Here is a 19,112-nt window from a genome sequence, read left to right as displayed (position 1 = left end):
GGACTCGGGTGGAGCCTTGGGGGACTCACATGGAACGTGGTGAGCGGGCGCACCCGTTGACGCGTGGGCAGCTCGATATTTGGCTCTCGCAGGAAACGGGTTTCGCGGGTACCGAGTGGCAGCTCGGCCTTTTGGTGTTGATCGAAGGCGCCGTCCATCACGATTTGCTGCAGCAGGCCATCCGGCAAGTGGTTGCCGAGTCCGAGTCGGGCCGCGTGGCGTTCTTCGAGGCCGACGGCCACGTTGTTTTGCAGAAGGCTGTCGATTATCCCGATACCGAGCTGGGCTTCTATGATTTCCGCGGCGCGGATGATCCCGTGCGAAAAGTCCGGGAAATGGCGTCGTCAATTCAGCGCACGCCCATGCCATTCTCGGGTCCGCTTTTCATCTTTACCTTATTCCAGACCCAAGATGACGAATTCTATTTGTTCGCCTGCTGTCACCACATCGCCGTAGACGGCATGGGCATGGCGCTGGTCAGCCGCCGCGTCGCCACCGTCTACACCGCACTTGTCGCCGGCGATCCGGTGCCTGACGCGTACTTCGGTTCCCTGCAGGACCTCATCGATTGCGAGTCCGGTTACGAGGCCTCCGCCGACTATCAGGACGACGAGGCCTATTGGCAGCAACACCTGCCGACCGAAAGCGGATTCCATTACCGGCTACCGCAGGTCACCGAGGAGCGCGACCCCTATCTGACCTCCGCATCGGTCCAGTTGGACCCGGCGGTAGTGGGTCGAATGCAGCAGTTGACCAAACAGTTGCGGGTCCGCCGGTATTCGGCCATTACCGCCGCGTGCGCGCTGTTGGTGCGCGGATGGTCCGGTAACGCCAACGAGGTGACGCTGGACTTCCCGGTCAGCCGCCGGGTGACCGAAGAGTCGAAGAAATTGCCCGCGATGCTTGCCGGCGTCGTCCCATTGGTATTGACGACATCACCGGAAACGACCGTCGGCGACTTTGTCGCTCACGTCGACACGCGTATCCGGGAGCTGTTGGCGCATCAGCGCTACCCGGTACACGCCCTCGAGGGCGAAGGCGGCGCCCGGCAGGGCGCAAACCGGGTGGGCGTGAACTTCATCCCGTCCCGCCTCACGCTGAATCTTGCCGGCGCACCGGCGCACGCGGGGTACACGAACCACGGCCCCGTCGGCCACTTCGGGTTCTTCTTCCTCGGCGCCGGCGATCAGCTTTTCCTGAGCACGGCCGGTCCCGGCCAACCGTTCGCGAATTTCGACGTCGCCGATCTCGCGGCGAAGTTGCAGCAGGTGCTGCTGGCGATGGTCGAGGACCCCACCGCGACGCTGTCGTCGATCCAGGCGCTCGATGCCGATGACACGGCCCGCCTCGACGAATTCGGCAACCGGGCCGTCCTGACCGAGCTCGCGCCGGCCAAGGTGTCGATTCCGGCGACGTTCGCCAAGCATGTGGAGAGCACCCCCGAGGCGGTGGCGGTCACCTTCGAAGGACGCTCCACCACCTATCGGGAACTCGATGAGGCCGCCAACCGGTTGGCGCACCTACTGGTCAGCGAGGGCGTCGGCCCGGGCCACGTCGTGGCACTTCAGTTCTCTCGTTCCGCCGACGCGATCATCGCGATCCTGGCCGTATTGAAGACCGGCGCGGCATACCTGCCGATCGATCCGGCCCTCCCGGCAGCACGCACGGAGTTCATGCTTTCCGACGCCGCGCCGACGGTCGCGGTGACCACCGCGGACCTGCGATCGCGGCTGGACGGACAGGATCTGGTGGTCATCGACGTCGCCGATCCCCGCATCGCGGCCCAGCCCAGCACCGCACTGCCGATGCCGGACCCGGACAACCTTGCCCACGTGATCTACACGTCCGGCACCACGGGGACTCCCAAAGGCGTTGCCGTTACTCATCACAACGTCACGCAACTATTCGCCTGCTTCGATGCGGGTCTGCCGCGGACCGGTGTTTGGTCGCAATGCCACTCGCTGGCCTTTGACTTCTCCGTCTGGGAGATTTGGGCGGCCCTGCTGGGGGGCCGGCGCCTGGTGGTCGTGCCGGAGTCGGTGACTCGCTCGCCAGATGACTTCCACGCCTTACTCGTTGGCGAACACGTCAGCGTGCTCACCCAGACTCCGTCGGCAGTCGGGATGCTCTCGCCCGAGGGTTTGGAGACCGCCGCGTTGGTGGTCGCCGGCGAGGCCTGCCCGCCCGAGGTGATGGATCAGTGGGCGCCCGGCCGGGTCATGATCAACGGCTATGGCCCCACCGAGACCACGGTGTGTGTGGCGATCAGCGCGCCGCTGGTGCCCGGATCCGGTGTGGTGCCGATCGGTTCGCCGGTCCCGGGTGCGGCGTTGTTCGTGCTGGACCGGTGGCTGAAGCCGGTGCCGCCCGGCGTGGTCGGTGAGTTGTACGTGGCCGGCGCCGGTGTGGCGTGCGGCTATATCCGCCGGGCCGGTCTGACCTCGTCGCGATTCGTCGCGTGCCCGTTCGGGCAGCCGGGGGATCGGATGTACCGCACCGGAGACCTGGTCTCGTGGGGTGACGACGGACAACTTCTTTATTTAGGCCGCGCCGACGAGCAGGTCAAGATCCGCGGGTATCGCATCGAATTGGGTGAGGTCCAGGCCGCGCTGGCCGCGCTGGACGAGGTCAAGCAGGCCGCGGTCATCGCCCGCGAGGACCGCCCCGGGGACAAGCGCCTGGTCGGTTATGTCACCGGCACGGTCGACCCCGCCGCGGCCCGGGCCAGGCTGGCCGAGCGGTTGCCGGCATACATGGTGCCCGCCGCGGTGGTGGTGCTACAGACGCTGCCGCTGACGCCCAACGGCAAGCTGGACACCCGCGCCCTGCCGGCGCCCGAATACCACAACGTCGGCGGCGCTTACCGCGCCCCGACCACTGCCGTCGAAGAGGTCCTGGCCGGGATCTACGCCGAAATCCTGGGACTGGAGCGGGTCGGCATCGACGACTCGTTCTTCGACCTGGGCGGCGACAGCATCCTGTCGATGCAGGTCGTGTCGCGGGCCCGGGCGGCCGGTGTGCTGCTGCGTCCGCGCGACGTTTTCGTCGAGCAGTCCGTGGCCCGGCTGGCCCAGGTGGCCAGCGTGGCCACCGGCGAGATCGGAGTGGCCGACGAGGGTCTGGGCGAGGTGGTGTCCACCCCGATCATCCGCTGGCTGCAAGACGTCGACGGCCCGGTCGAGCAGTTCAACCAGGCGATGGTGGTGCAAGCCCCGGCCGGAGTGACCGAGGCCGACGTGGCGGTGGTACTGCAGGCCCTGGTTGATCGGCATGCCACCCTGCGGATGCGGGCCGACGACGACGGCACCGGCGGCTGGTCGCTGTGGGTGCCCGAAGTGGAATCGCTGGAAGGCGCCGGTCTGCTGCGTTCGGTCGACGTGTTGACCGATGAGGCGCTCGTCGAGGCCCGGTCGCGGCTGAACCCGGCCACCGGGGCGATGCTCAGCGCGCTGTGGGTGACCTCGACGTCGCAATTGGCGTTGATCATTCACCACTTGGCCGTCGACGGTGTCTCGTGGCGAATCCTGTTGGAAGACTTGAACATCGCTTGGGCTCAGCACCACAGCGGGCAAGAGGTAGAGCTGCCCGCGCCGGGGACTTCGTTTGCCCGGTGGTCCGCGCTGCTCGAAGAGCACGCCCGCGACGCGGCCGTCGTAGCGCAGGCGGAGGCTTGGCGCCAGGTGGCGGCGACCCCGGCCGTACTGCCGGCCGTACAGCCGGCGGTGGACACGCACGCCAACGCCGGACGGTTGTCGGTAGACCTGGACGTCGACACGACCCGGCAGATCCTGGGTGAGGTCCCGGCCGCGTTTCACGCTGGGGTGCAAGACATTCTGTTGATCGCGTTCGGCTTGGCCTGGGCGGAATTCCTGGGTTCTGCGGGCCAGCCGCTCGCCATCGACGTTGAGGGTCACGGTCGCCAGGAAGAGCTGAATCCCTACGTGGACCTGTCGCGCACGGTCGGGTGGTTCACCACTAAGTACCCCGTGGCGCTGAGCGTGGATGGCCTGGACTGGGCGCGGGTGGTTGACGGCGACCCCGCCCTTGGCGCGGTCATCAAAGAGGTCAAGGAACAGCTGCGCGCCCTGCCCGATGGGCTGACCTATGGCCTGCTGCGGTACCTGAACCCCGACGTCGACCTGGCCGGAGCCGACCCGGCGATCGGCTTCAACTACCTCGGCCGGATGGGCGCCTCGGCGGCCGAGCTCTCCGAGGACCTGTGGCGGGTCAGCCAGGAAAGCCTCGCCCTGGCCGGCGCGGCGGCGTCGATCCCGATGCCGTTGGCGCACACCGTCGAACTCAACGCCGGAACCGTCGACAGCGACGCCGGTCCGCACCTGCACGCCAACTGGACCTGGGCGCCGTCGGCGCTCGACGACACCCAGATCAACCGGCTCAGCCAGCTGTGGTTCGAGGCCCTGGCCGGTATTTGCGCGCTCGTCCGCCGCGGCGGGGGCGGACTGACGCCGTCCGACGTGGCCCCCGCGCGGCTGACCCAGCAACAAATCGACGACCTGTCCCGCCAGCTCCGGATTGCCGACGTGCTGCCGCTGACCCCGGTGCAACAGGGGCTGTTGTTCCACTCGGCGCTCGCGGAGGGCTCCGGCGACGACTTGTATGCGGTGCAGCTGGGCATCACCGTGACCGGCCCGCTCGACCACAAGCGGCTGCACGAGGCGGTCCAGACGGTGGTCAATCGCCACCCCAACCTGGCGGCGCAGTTCAGCCAACAGTTCGACGAGCCGATCCAGATCATTCCGGCCGAGCCCGTCATGGCGTGGCAGTACGTCGAAATGGCCGGCGGCGAGGCCGAGGTCGATCAGCGGGTCCAGCAGCTGTGCGCCGACGAGCGCGCCGCGGTGTGCGACATCGCCGACCAGCCGGCCTTCCGGGTGGCCTTGATCCGTACCGCGGACAACCGGCACCGGTTCGTGCTGACCATCCATCACATCGTGATCGACGGCTGGTCGCTGCCGATCCTGCTGCAGGAGATCTTCACCCTGTACTACGGGCAACGGCTGCCCGCGCCGCCGTCGTACCGCAGCTTTGTCACCTGGCTGGCCGAGCAGGATCGCGACGCGGCGCAGGCGGCGTGGGGCCAAGTCCTGGCCGGCTTTGACACTCCGACGCTGGTGAGCCCGCCGGGGCAGGCCGCCGAGCGTGGCGTGGAGTCGTATCGGGTGCCCGCCGACGTCACTCAGGCCCTGACCGAGCTGGCGCGCTCGAACCACACCACCGTCAGCAACGTGCTGCAGGCGGCGTGGGCGCAGGTACTGATGTGGCTGACCGGGCAGCACGATGTCGCATTCGGCACCGCGGTCTCCGGCCGGCCCACCGAGTTGCCCGGTGCCGACGCGCTGGTGGGTCTGTTGATCAACACCGTGCCGGTGCGGGCCAGCGCCACCGCGACGACCACGATCGCCGACCTGATGGCCCAACTGCAGCGGTTCCACAACGACACTCTGGAGTACGACCACCTGGCGCTGCGGGACATTCACCGCGTGACCGGTCACGACCAGCTCTTCGACACGCTTTTCCTCTACGAGAACTACCCGATCGACGCGGGCGCGCTGTTCGGCGTCCAAGAGCTGGCCATCACCGATTTCAGCAGCCGCGAATTCAACCACTACCCGCTGTCTGTGGTGGTGACGCCGGGCCACGAACTGAGCCTGCGCGTCGAGTTCGACAGCCACGTCTTCGACGTCCCCACCATTGATTCGCTGATCGAGCGGTTGCGGCGGGTGCTGGTCACGATGACCACCGACCCCACCCGGCGGCTGTCGTCGATCGATCTGCTCGACGCCGACGAGCACTCGCGGCTCGAGGAATGGGGCAACCGCGAGGTGCTGACGCTGCCCGCGAGCGCGCCGGTGTCGATTCCGGAACTGTTCGCCGCGCAGGTCGCGCGCGCTCCGGAGGCCGTCGCCGTCAACAGCGGGGACGGGTCGTGGACCTACCGGGAGCTCGACGAGGCCTCAAACCGGTTGGCGCACTGGCTATCCGACCGCGGAGCCGGCCCGGGCGAGCGAGTTGCGGTGCTGCTCAACCGATCCGCCGAGGCGATCGTGTCGCTGTTGGCGGTGCTGAAGACGGGCGCGGCTTATCTGCCGATGGATCCCGCGCACCCGACGGCGCGGATGGAGTTCATGCTGTCGGACTCCGCGCCGATCGCCGCTCTGACCACCGCGGACCTGCGCCCTCGGCTGGAAGGCGCCGACCTGCTGGTCATCGATGTCGACGACCCGGCCATCAGCGCGGCGCCCAACACCGCATTGCCGACACCCGCGGCCGACCACGTCGCATACATCATCTACACCTCGGGCACCACCGGTAAGCCCAAGGGCGTGGCTGTCACCCACCGCAACGTGACCCAGCTGCTGGAGTCTCTGGACGCCGAGATGGAGCTGGGACAGGTTTGGACGCAATGCCATTCGCTGGCCTTCGACTATTCGGTCTGGGAGATCTGGGGCGCGCTACTGCACGGCGGCCGGGTGGTCGTGGTGCCCGACGCCGTGGTCCGCTCACCGGAAGACCTGCACGCCCTGCTGGTCAGCGAACAAGTCAGTGTGTTGAGCCAAACGCCGTCGGCGTTCTACGCGCTGCAGGCGGCCGACGCGCTGCAACCCGAGCTGGGACAGCAGCTGAAACTTCAGACCGTGGTCTTCGGTGGTGAAGCGCTTGAGCCGCAACGTCTTCAGACGTGGTTGCACAACCACCCGGGGCTGCCGCGCATGATCAACATGTACGGCATCACCGAGACGACCGTGCACGCCTCGTTCCGGGAGATCGTCGATGCCGACATCGACAGCAACAACAGCCCCATCGGGGTGCCGTTGGCGCATCTCGCCTTCTTCGTGCTGGACGGCTGGCTGCGGCCGGTCGCCCCCGGCGTGGTCGGCGAGCTGTACGTGGCCGGCGCCGGCGTGGCGAGCGGGTACGTCGGACGCCCGGACCTGACCACGACGCGGTTCGTCGCCTGCCCGTTCGGCGGACCCGGATCGCGGATGTATCGCACCGGCGACCTGGTGTCCTGGGGTACCGACGGACAGCTGCGGTACATGGGCCGTGCCGACAAGCAGGTCAAGATCCGCGGCTACCGCATCGAACTCGGCGAGATCCAGGCCGCACTGGCCGGTCTGGACGGGGTCTCACAGGCCGCGGTGATCGCCCGCGAGGACCGTCCCGGTGACAAGCGCCTGGTCGGTTACGTGACCGGAACGGCTGACCCGACCGAGATCCGCAGCCAGCTGGCCGAGCGGCTCCCGTCGTACATGGTGCCGGTCGCGGTAGTGGTGCTGGACGCGCTGCCGCTGACGGTCAACGGAAAACTCGACACCCGCGCGTTGCCCGCGCCGGAGTACTCCGACGTCGACAGCTATCGCGCGCCGACCGACGTGATCGAGGAGATCCTGGCCGGGGTCTACGCCCAGGTGCTGGGCGTGGATCGGGTCGGTGTCGACGACTCCTTCTTCGACCTGGGCGGCGACAGCATTCTGTCGATGCAGGTGGTGGCCCGAGCCCGGGCGGCCGGTGTGATGTGCCGTCCCCGTGACGTTTTCGTCGAGCAGACCGTGGCGCGGCTGGCCCGGGTGGCCAAGATGGGCGCCGAGGGCGATGGCGCGGTCGACGAGGGTCTGGGCGAGGTCATCGCCACCCCGATCATCCGCTGGTTGCAGGGCATCGACGGCCCGGTCGAGCAGTTCAACCAGACGATGGTGGTCCAGGCGCCCGACGGCGTGACCGAATCCGACGCGCTGGTGGTGCTGCAGGCGCTGGTGGATCGCCACGCGATGCTGCGACTGCGCGTCGACGACGACGGTGCCGGTGGTTGGTCATTGTGGGTGCCCGAGGTGGGTTCGGTGGATGCCGGCGCGCTGCTCCGGTCGGTCGACGTGTTGTCCGACGAGGCGCTCGTCGAGGCGCGGTCGCGGCTGAGCCCGGCCGCCGGTGTGATGCTAAGTGCGCTGTGGGTCAACTCCACGTCGCAATTGGTGCTGATCGTTCACCACCTCGCGGTCGATGGCGTGTCGTGGCGAATCCTGTTGGAAGACTTGAACATCGGCTGGGCGCAGCATCACAGCGGGCAAGAGGTGGCGCTCCCGGTGCCGGGCACGTCGTTCGCCCGCTGGTCGTCGCTGCTGGACCAGCACGCCCGCGCGCCCGAGGTCCTCGCCCAGGCCGAGGCGTGGCGGCAGGTCGCCGCCGTGCCCGCCGCGCTGCCGGCGGCGCAGCCCACCGACACGTTTGCCACCGCCGGACAACTGTCGGTCGGGTTGGACGTCGAGACCACCCGCATGCTGCTGGGCGAAGTGCCGGCGGCGTTTCACGCTGGGGTGCAAGACATTCTGTTGATCGCGTTCGGGTTGGCCTGGGCCGAGTTCCTGGGCAGCGCCTCGCCGATCGGTGTCGACGTCGAGGGGCATGGGCGCCATGAGGAATTGGCCGCCGACGTTGACCTGTCCCGCACGGTCGGCTGGTTCACCACCAAGTACCCGGTGTCGTTGGCGGTGGGTGAGCTGGGCTGGACGAAAGTGGTCGCCGGTGACACCGCGTTGGGCCCGGTGATCAAGGACGTCAAGGAGCAGCTGCGCGGTCTGCCCGACCCGCTGACCTACGGTCTGCTGCGGTACCTGAACCCGGACGTCGAGCTGGACAAATCCGACCCGGTGATCGGCTTCAACTACCTCGGCCGGTTAGGCGCGGGCGCGACGGATCTTTCCGGTGACCTGTGGCAACTCTCCCAGGACGACCTGCCGGCCGCGGCGGCGGCGACGGCCGTCGCTATGCCGCTGGCCCACACCGTCGAGCTCAACGCGGGCACCATGGACACCGAGGGTGGCCCACAACTGCAGGCCAACTGGACGTGGGCGACCTCAGCGCTCGACGAGGCTCAGATCAACCGATTGAGCCAGTTGTGGTTTGACGCACTGTCGGGCATCTGCGAGCACGTCCGCGGCGGCGGCGGTGGCTTGACGCCGTCCGACCTCGCGCCGGCGCGGATGAGCCAGCAGCAGATCGACGAACTGCAACAGACCGAGCAGATCGCCGACGTGTTGCCGCTGACCCCACTGCAGCAGGGCCTGTTCTTCCACGCCAGCACCGCCGAGGACCTCGGCGTCAGCGGCGACGACCTGTACGCGGTGCAGCTCGACATCAGCATCACCGGTGCCGTCGACCCGGACCGGCTGCGCGATGCGGTGCACACGGTCGTCACCCGGCACCCGCACCTGGTCGCCCGCTTCAGCGGTGACTTCGACGAGCCACTGCAAATTCTGCCGGCTCAGCCCGAATTGACTTGGCAGTACCTCGAATTGGACGACGCCGATGTCGACGGGCAGATTGAGCAGGTATCCGCGGCCGAACGCGCCGCCGTCTGCGACCTCGTCGGTAAGCCTGCCTTCCGGGCGGCGCTGCTGCGCACCGCGCAAAACCAGTACCGGTTCGTCCTGACCAACCACCACATCGTGCTGGATGGTTGGTCGAAACCGCTTCTGCTGCAAGAGATTTTCGCCGGCTACTACGGTGCCCGGCTTCCTGCGGCGGTGTCGTACCGCAAGTTCGTCACCTGGCTGGCCAATCAGGATCGCAGCACCGCCCGAGCGGCGTGGCGCGAGGTGTTCGACGGCTTCGACACCCCGACCCTGGTCGGCCCGCCGCAACGGATGGGGCTTGGACAGCGAGGTGTCGAAGAGTTCCAGGTGTCCGCCGAGACCACCGCTGCGTTGAGCGAGCTGGCCCGTTCCTGCCGTACCACCGTCAGCACCGTGCTGCAGGCGGCGTGGGCCCAGCTGCTGATGCGGATGACCGGCCAGCCGGATGTCGCGTTCGGGACCGCGGTCTCGGGACGGCCGACCGACCTGCCCGGCGCGGAATCCATCGTCGGCCTGATGATCAACACGGTGCCGGTCCGCGCCAACATCAACTCGGCCGAAACCATCGGCGACCTGCTCGACCAACTGCAAAGCTCTTACACCGACACACTTGAGCACCAGTATCTGGGGTTGAACGAAATTCACCGAATCACCGGGCACGACCAGCTGTTCGACACTATGTTGGTCTACGAGAACTACCCGATCGACACCGCGGCGTTGTCGGGGGTTCAGGATCTGACGATCACCAAGTTCACGAACCGCGAGTACAACCACTACCCGCTGTCAGTGCAAGCCGTGCCGGGCCACGAACTGGGCCTTCGAGTCGAATATGACACCGATGTCTTCGACAAGGCCAGTATCGAAACGTTGGTCGAGCGGTTACGGCGGGTGCTGGTGGCCATGACCGACGATGCAGGGGATGAGTAATGGCCGATGGAAAACGGCGGCTGTTATCGATTGACCTTGCGGACGAGAGTGAAACCGCGCGGTTAGACGAGTGGGGCAACCGTGCGGTGTTGACCCGCCCGGTGCAGGCCGTGACGATGGCGGAGCTGTTCGCCGCGCAGGTCGCCAACGCCCCGGAGGCCGTCGCGCTGGTATGCGGGGAGCGGTCGTGGACCTATCGCGAGGTCGACGAGACCGCGGAGCGGTTGGCGCGGGTGCTGGCCGCTCACGGAGCGGGCCCGGGTCAGGCTGTGGCACTGCTGTTTTCGCGCTCAGCCGAGGCGATCGTGTCGATGCTGGCGGTGCACAAAGCCGGAGCGGCCTACCTGCCGATCGACCCCGCGCTGCCCGATGCGCGGGTGGAGTTCATGCTCGGCGATGCCACGCCGGTCGCGGCGATCACCACCGCGGCCCACCGGTCGCGGTTAGCCGGGACCGAACTGTTCGTCGTCGACTTCGACGAGCCGGGAGAGGATTCCGGCACCGAGTTGTCTGCGCCGGCGCCGGATGACCTGGCCTACATGATCTACACCTCGGGCACGACCGGGGTGCCCAAGGGCGTGGCGATCACCCACCAGAACGCGACATCGTTACTGGAGAAGCTGCACTCGGCGGTGCCGGCCGGCCCGGGACAGATTTGGTCGCAATGGCATTCGTACAGCTTCGACGTCTCGGTGTGGGAGATTTTCGGCGCCCTGCTGCACGGCGGGCGACTGGTGATCGTCCCCGAAACGGTGGCCAGTTCGCCGGACGATCTGCATGCGCTGCTGCTCGCCGAAAAGGTCAACGTCCTCTGCCAAACCCCTTCTGCCGCAGCGATGTTGTCGTCGGAGGGTTTGGAGTCCGCGACGGTATTTGTGGCCGGCGAGGCGCTGCCGTCCGAGGTGGTGGATCGGTGGGCGCCGGGCCGGGTGCTGATCAACGCCTACGGCCCGACCGAGGGCACGATCTATGCGGCGATGAGTTCGCCGTTGACGCCGGGTGCGCCGGCGCCGATCGGTGTGCCGGTGCCGGGTGCGGCGCTCTTCGTGTTGGACAAGTTCCTGCGCCCCGCGCTGGAGGGCGTGACCGGCGAGTTGTACATCGCCGGCCGCGGGGTGGCCTGCGGCTATCTGCGTCGGGCCCCGTTGACGGCCTCCCGCTTTGTGGCATGCCCGTTCGGTGAGCCGGGCGACCGGATGTACCGCACCGGGGACCTGGTGCGCTGGGGCCCCGACGGACAGTTGCAATACCTGGGGCGGGCCGACGAGCAGGTCAAGATCCGCGGCTACCGCATCGAATTGGGTGAGGTGCAGGCGGCTTTGGCCGGCCTGGACGGGGTGCAGGCCGCGGCGGTGATCGCCCGCGAGGATCGCCCCGGCGACAAGCGACTGGTCGGCTACGTCACCGTCACCGCGGACGTGGACCCCGCGCAGATGCGCTCCGCGCTGGCCGAACGGTTGCCGGCGTACATGGTCCCGTCGGCGATCGTCGTGCTCGACACGCTGCCGCTGAATGTCAGCGGCAAGCTCGACAAGCGCGCCCTGCCGGCGCCCGAATACGCCGGCGGCGGCGAGTATCGCGCGCCGTCCGACGCGGTCGAGGAGATCCTGGCCGGCATCTACGCCCAGGTGCTGGGCGTCGACAAGGTCGGCGTCGACGACTCCTTCTTCGACCTCGGCGGCGACAGCATCCTGTCGATGCAGGTGTCGGCGCGCGCTCGCGCGGCCGGCGTAATGTGCCGTCCGCGTGACATTTTCGTCGAGCAGACCGTGGCACGCCTCGCCCGAGTCGCCACGATGACCGATGGAGCCGACGGTGTCGTCGACGAGGGGATCGGCGACGTGGTCGCCACCCCGATCATCCGTTGGCTGCAAGGCGTGGTGGGACCCGTCGAGCAGTTCAACCAGACCATGGTCGTACAGGCTCCGGCCGGAGTGGCCGAGGCCGACGTGGCACCCGTGCTGCAGGCGTTGATCGATCGGCATGCCACCTTGCGGCTGCGGGTCGAGGACGACGACGCGGGGGAGTGGTCGCTACAGGTACCCGAAGCGGGGACCGTGGATGCCGCCGGTCTGCTGCAGTCGGTAGAGGTGCTGTCCGACGAAGCGCTCGTTGCGGCGCGGTCGCGACTGAACCCCGCCGCCGGTGTGATGCTCAGCGCGCTGTGGGTGAGCTCCGCATCGCAGTTGGTGCTGATCATTCATCACCTGGCCGTCGACGGCGTGTCGTGGCGAATCTTGTTGGAAGACTTGAACATTGCCTGGGCTCAGCACCACAGCGGACAACCGATCGAGTTGCCCCCGGGCGGGACGTCCTTCGCCCGCTGGTCTTCGCTGCTCGAGGAGTACGCGCAGCGCCCCGCGGTAACCGAGCAGGCCGAGGCGTGGCGGCGAGTGGCATCGGTGCCCGCCGCATTGCCGGCCGTGCGACCCGAGGTGGACACCTACGTCAGCGCCGAGCACATGTCGGCCGAGCTCGACGTCGAGACGACCCGGCAGCTGTTGGGGGAGGTCCCGGCGGCGTTTCACGCTGGGGTGCAAGACATTCTGTTGATCGCGTTCGGGCTGGCCTGGGCGGAGTTCCTGGGCACCGGCTCGCCGGTCGGCATCGGTGTCGAGGGTCACGGTCGCCACGAGGAATTGGCTCCCAATGTCGACTTGTCGCGCACGGTCGGCTGGTTCACCACCAAGTACCCGGTGTCGCTGGCCGTCGCCGGACTGGACTGGTCGCAGGTGGTCGCGGGTGACGCGGCGTTGGGGCCGGTGATCAAGGACGCCAAAGAGCAGCTGCGCGGCCTGCCCGATCCGCTGACCTACGGACTGCTGCGCTACACGAACAACGACGTGGATCTGCACGGCAGCGACCCGGCAATCGGGTTCAACTACCTCGGCCGGCTGGGCGCCGGCACGGCCGCGGAGCTTGCCGGTGATCTGTGGCGGATCTCCGAAGAAGGCTTGTCGGTCGCCGGCGCGGCCACCGCGGTGCCGCTGCCGCTGATGCACACCGTCGACCTCAACGCCGGCACGATGGACACCGAAGCGGGCCCGCACCTGCACGCCAACTGGACCTGGGCGCCCTCCGCGCTGGACGGCGAGCAGATCAGCCGGCTGAGCACGCTGTGGTTCGAGGCCCTGACCGGCATTTGTGCCCACGTGCGCAACGGCGGTGGCGGGTTGACGCCGTCCGACCTCGCGCCGACACGGCTGACCCAGCAGCAGCTCGACCAACTCGAGCAGCAGTATCACCTCGCCGACGTCTTGCCGCTGACCCCGGTGCAGCAGGGTCTGCTGTTCCACGCCAGCGTTGCCCAGGGCGGCGACAACGGCGACGACGTCTACGCGGTGCAGCTCGGTATCACGATCGCCGGTGCCATTGACCCGCAGCGGCTGCGCGAAGCGGTGCAGACGGTGGTCAACCGGCACCCCAACCTGGCGGCCCGGTTCTGCGCCCAATTCGACGAGCCGGTGCAGGTCATCCCCGCCGAGCCCGTCATGGCCTGGCGCTACATCCAGCTCGACAGCGACGAAGCCGGCCACAACGAGCAAATCGAGCAGCTTTGCGCCGACGAGCGCGATGCGGTCAGCGACCTGCTCGGCCGGCCCGCCTTCCGCGCGGCGCTGATCCGGACCACCGAGAACAAGCATCGGTTCGTGCTCACCAACCACCACATCGTGATGGACGGGTGGTCGCTGCCGATCCTGCTGCGCGAAATCTTCGCCAGCTACTACGGCGAGCGCCTGCCCGCGCCCGCGTCGTACCGCAGCATTCTCACCTGGCTCGCCGAACAGGACCGCCCGGCGGCACAGGCGGCATGGCGCCAGATGTTCGAAGGCTTCGACAACCCGACCCTCGTCGGTCCCGCAACGCGGATAGGGCTCGGGCGGCGCCGCGTCGACTCGTACCGGGTGTCCGCCGAGACCACCCGCGAGCTGAGCACGCTGGCCCGGTCCTGCCACACCACCGTCAACACGGTGCTGCAGGCCGGCTGGGCCCAGTTGCTGATGTGGCTGACCGGCCAGCGCGATGTCGCGTTCGGCACCGCGGTCTCGGGCCGGCCACCCGAGGTGCTGGGTTCGGAATCGATTGTCGGCCTGCTGATCAACACCGTTGCGGTGCGGGCGAATACCACCGTGGCCACCACGGTCGCCGAGCTGCTCGACCAGCTGCAGACCGCGCACAACAACCGGCTCGAGCACGAGCATCTGGGGCTGTCCGACATTCACCGCGCCACCGGCCACGACCAGTTGTTCGACACGCTGTTCCTGTACGAGAACTACCCGATCGATACGAACGTGCCGGTGGGTGTGCACGAGCTGGCCATCACCGACGTCACGAACCGCGAATACAACCACTACCCGCTTTCCGTGATGGCCCTGCCGGGCCACGAACTGGGCATCCGCGTCGAGTACGACACGGACGTGTTCGACCCGGCGAGCATCGAAACGCTGGTGGAGCGATTCCAGCGGGTGCTGGTGGCGATGACCGCCGACCCGAGCCAGCGGTTGTCGTCGATGGATGTGCTGGATGCCGGTGAGCATGCCCGCCTGGACGAGTGGGGCAACCGCGCCGTGCTGACCCAGCCGGCGGAGGGCACGACGATCCCGGCGATGTTCGCCGCGCAGGTGGCCCAGACCCCGGATGGGGTGGCGCTGGTGGACGGCCAGCGGTCGTGGACCTACCGCGAGCTCGACGAGGCGGCCGAGCGGTTCGCGCGTGTGCTGGTCAGCAAGGGTGCGCGCCCGGGCGAATGTGTGGCGTTGCTGTTCAACCGGTCGGCCGAGGCGATCATCGCGATGGTGGCGGTTCTCAAGTCCGGCGCGGCCTACCTGCCGATCGACCCGGCGATGCCCGACGCGCGGCTGGAATTCATGCTCGGCGATGCCACGCCGGTCGCCGCGATGACCGACGAGACCATGCGGTCCCGGTTCGACGGGGCCGATCTGCCGGTCATCGACGTCCACGACCCAGACCTGTCGATCCCCTCGGACATCACCTTCCCGGTGGCGACGCCGGAGGACCTGGCGTACACGATCTACACCTCGGGGACGACCGGGGTGCCCAAGGGCGTGGCGATTACCCACCACAACGCGACGTCGTTGCTGGAAGCGCCCGACCCCGGCGCACCGACCGGCCCTGGCCAGGTGTGGTCGCAGTGGCACTCCTACAGCTTCGATGTCTCGGTGTGGGAGATCTTCAACGCCTTACTCCATGGTTCGCGTTTGGTCGTGGTGCCCGATTCGGCAGCGGCGTCGGCGCACGAGCTGCGCGACCTGCTGGTCGCCGAGCAGGTGACCGTGGTGGGCCAAACTCCTTCGGCGCTGGCGATGATGCCGGGCGAGGGGCTGGAGTCCGCGACATTGGTGATGGCGGGGGAGGCATCCCCGAACGAAATAGTCGACAAGTGGGCGCCGGGGCGGGTAATGATCAACGCCTACGGTCCGACCGAAGCGACCATCTATGCCGCGATCAGTGCGCCGATGAAGGCCGGCGAGGGTGCGCCGATCGGCGTGCCGGTGCCGGGTGCGGCGTTGTTCGTGCTGGACAAGTGGCTGCGCCCCGCCCCCGAGGGCGTGGTCGGCGAGTTGTACATCGCCGGCCGGGGTGTGGCCGTCGGCTATCTGCGCAGGGCCGGCCTGACCGCGTCACGGTTCGTGGCGTGCCCGTTCGGTGGGCCCGGACAACGTATGTATCGCACCGGCGATTTGGTGCGCTGGGGGGCCGACGGACAGTTGCAGTACCTGGGCCGTGCCGACGAGCAGGTCAAGATCCGCGGTTACCGCATCGAGCTCGGTGAGGTGCAGGCGGCGCTGGCCGCCCTGGACGGGGTGCAGGCCGCGGCGGTGATCGCTCGCGAGGACCGTCCGGGTGACAAGCGGCTGGTCGGGTACGTCACCGTCACCGGCGATGTCGATACCGCGCAGATGCGCGCCCTGCTGGGCGAGCGGCTGCCGGCCTACATGGTTCCGACGGCGATCGTCGTGCTCGACACCTTGCCCCGCACCGTCAACGGCAAGCTCGACAAACGCTCCCTGCCCGCACCCGAATACCAGAGTGCGGTGCGCTACACCCCGCCCGCGACACCCACCGAGGAGATCGTGGCCGGGATCTACGGCCAGGTGCTCGGCATCGAGCGGGTCGGCGTCGAGAACTCCTTCTTCGACCTGGGTGGCGATTCGCTGTCGGCGATGCGGGTGGTCGCCGCGATCAACACGGCGTTCGATTCCAACCTGTCGGTGCGCACGCTGTTCGAGGCGCCGTCGGTTCGCGCCATGAGCGTGCGTCTGGACAGCGACCCCGACGCCGACGAGACCGACTCCAACGGCCCGAGTTACGTTGCCGTGCACGGCCGCGACCCCGAGGGGCTGCGTGCCAGCGACCTCACCTTGGACAAGTTCATCGACGAGACGACGCTGCTCGGCGCTCCGACGCTGCCCGGTCCGAGCGCCGAAGCGCGCACGGTGCTGTTGACCGGGGCGACCGGCTTCCTGGGGCGCTACCTGGCCCTGGAGTGGCTCAAGCAACTGAAACGTGTTGACGGCAAGCTGATCTGCCTGGTGCGCGCCGGCTCCGACCAGGAGGCATGGCGTCGTCTGGAGAAGGCATTCGACAGCGGCGACCCGCGGTTGGTGGACCACTTCCACCAGCTGGCCGCCGACCACCTCGAGGTCGTCGCCGGCGACAAGGGCGAAGCCAACCTGGGTCTCGACGAGCAGACCTATCAGCGACTGGCCGACACCGTCGATCTGATCGTCGACTCGGCCGCCGTGGTCAACCAAGTGCTGCCCTACCGAGAGCTGTTCGGGCCCAACGTCGTTGGCACCGGCGAACTGATCAAGTTCGCGCTGACCTCGCGGATGAAGCCGTACACCTACGTGTCGACCTCCGACCTCGGCCGCCAGGTCGAGCCGGCGTTGTTCACCGAGGATGCCGACATCCGGGTGATCAGTCCGACCCGCGTCCTCGACGGCAGCTTCGCCAACGGCTACGGCAACAGCAAGTGGGCCGGCGAGGTGCTGCTACGGGAGGCCAATGAGCAGTTCGGGCTTCCGGTTTCGGTGTTCCGCAGCGGCATGATCCTGTCCGACGTCAGCTACGCGGGCCAGTTCAACATGACCGACGTCGTCACCCGGATGATCCTGAGCCTGGTGGCCACCGGCGTCGCGCCCGGTTCGTTCTACAAGCGCGACGAGAACGGCAACCGGCAGCGGGCGCACTACGACGCGCTGCCGGTCGAGTTCGTCGCCGAGTCGATTGCCACCCTCGGGGCCCAAGTGGTCGACGGGTTCGAGACCTATCACGTGATGAACCCGCACGACGACGGCATCGGAGTCGACACCTGTGTCGACTGGCTGATCGAGGCCGGCTATCCGATCCAGCGCATCGACGACTTCGCGGAGTGGGTGCGGCAATTCGAGATCGGCCTGCGGGCTCTGCCGGACCGGCAGCGCCAGCATTCCGTGCTGCAGATGCTGCAGTTGATGCTGCACAACCCCGAGCAGATCCAGCCGCTCGAGCCTACCCGCGGTTCGTTCGCGCCGACAGACCGATTCCGCGCCGCCGTGCAGGAAGCGAAAATCGGTGCGGACAACGACATCCCGCATATCACACCAGGGGTCATCATCAAGTACGTGACGGACCTGCAACTGGTGGGACTGCTTTAGGCGGCCGGGGCCGGTCCGCGCCGAACGCTTACCCGCGTGCGCATCGTGGCGGACAGGCCCACTTTCCGGATGCGGTCCCGCAGCCTTACCAACGTGAATTGTTGTCGCTCGGCGTCATAGAAGAACCGCATCGTGCGGAACGGGTAATACAGCGCCAGCAAAGTGGCGATCGTCGTGTGTGCCGTGGGGCTCTTGATGCCGTGCAGTTTGGTCGTCCGCGTGTACCGCGTCGCATATCGGTAGAAATCACGCGGTGACTCTTCCACCCGCCGGCCCGAGATGGCGGCGACCATGGACGGCTCGTAGGAAATCTTGAAATTGTTCTTGAACAGCGTCAGCGCCAAGTCGATATCTTCGTGCAGGAGCATTTCGGGGTCCGGCTGCGTCTGAAGACGCACGCCCTTCCATGCGGTTGCGCGAATTGCCATGTTGCAGCCGAGCAGAAACCGTTCGTTCTTGACGTGCTTGTGCAGGTGGTAGCGAAGCGTTGAATCCACCCAGAACAGAAAGGCCCGCAACGGCAGGTCGTAAATGGCGATCGGACCGCTCGCGGCGTCGATGTCGGGATCCTGGAAGTAACCGCGAACCTTCTCGACCCAATCCGGCGGAATGACGGTATCGGCGTCAATACGGCCCAACACGTCACACCGGGCATGGTCTAATCCACAGTCGCGGGTCGGGGCGGCGCCTTGGTAGACGGTCTGGTCGAGAAGCTTTATGTCCAGGTGCGGTGCGGCCGCCTGGTATTCGCGCACAATCGACGCGGTCTCGTCGGTCGACTTGTTGTCGACGACGATTATCTCGTCCGCTGCGGAGGTCTGGTTGATGCACGATTCCAGGCAATTGCCGATGAACCGTTCTTCGTTGTAGGCGGGAATGACGATCGTGACCGAGGGCTGTTGCGGCATGGCTTACACCCAATCTGGGGACATGTGGGGTCAGCCAGCGCCATAGACAGCCGGCCCCGAATTCAGCTGCGAGGGCGAGCAATTCAGTGCGCCCTTTCCGGTAAACCGTAGTGGTGATCGGGCCTGCGTAACGGGGTGAATAGCCGCATCTTGGTAGAACGTTCACCGGTGACCGCCGGTTGTTCAACACGTGTCTATCTGCACCCGGTCCTGGTTGCTCGCCGCGCCATGAAATCGCGCCGATA

At 67.5% G+C, this 19,112-nt stretch carries 3 protein-coding genes; 2 read left to right on the top strand and 1 reads right to left on the bottom strand.

Annotated elements, in window-relative coordinates:
- The first annotated feature begins 29 nt into the window (after window positions 1-29).
- Together AAHS21_RS16640 and AAHS21_RS16635 are read left to right on the top strand one after the other, a co-directional pair.
- The gene (locus tag AAHS21_RS16640; protein WP_342928701.1) at window positions 30-10,298 is read left to right on the top strand and encodes an amino acid adenylation domain-containing protein; all 10,269 of its coding nucleotides are present in this window, start codon (window positions 30-32) and stop codon (window positions 10,296-10,298) included.
- A complete protein-coding gene (locus AAHS21_RS16635; RefSeq protein WP_342928700.1) occupies window positions 10,298-17,959 on the top strand; it encodes an amino acid adenylation domain-containing protein in 7,662 nt (2,553 codons plus the stop codon). Before AAHS21_RS16640 ends, AAHS21_RS16635 begins: the two co-directional genes overlap by 1 nt.
- On the opposite strand, the gene AAHS21_RS16630 is transcribed toward AAHS21_RS16635, so the two are convergent.
- Window positions 17,956-18,867 carry a glycosyltransferase family 2 protein gene (locus AAHS21_RS16630; protein WP_342928699.1) on the bottom strand — a complete coding sequence of 304 codons (912 nt, stop codon included), beginning with the start codon at window positions 18,865-18,867 and terminating at the stop codon, window positions 17,956-17,958. The genes AAHS21_RS16635 and AAHS21_RS16630 overlap by 4 nt on opposite strands.
- Between the last annotated feature and the right edge of the window lie 245 nt (window positions 18,868-19,112).

This window comes from Mycobacterium sp. 050272, assembly GCF_039023525.1.
Taxonomy (GTDB): domain Bacteria; phylum Actinomycetota; class Actinomycetes; order Mycobacteriales; family Mycobacteriaceae; genus Mycobacterium.
The sequence above is the reverse complement of the archived record's forward strand: the minus strand, read 5'-3'. Positions and strand labels throughout refer to the sequence as shown.

Coding starts and splice junctions, on each gene's coding strand:
- AAHS21_RS16635 (WP_342928700.1), top strand. CDS start 10,298: ATGGCCGATGGAAAACGGCGGCTGTTATCGATTGACCTTGCGGACGAG.
- AAHS21_RS16630 (WP_342928699.1), bottom strand. CDS start 18,867: ATGCCGCAACAGCCCTCGGTCACGATCGTCATTCCCGCCTACAACGAA.
- AAHS21_RS16640 (WP_342928701.1), top strand. CDS start 30: ATGGAACGTGGTGAGCGGGCGCACCCGTTGACGCGTGGGCAGCTCGAT.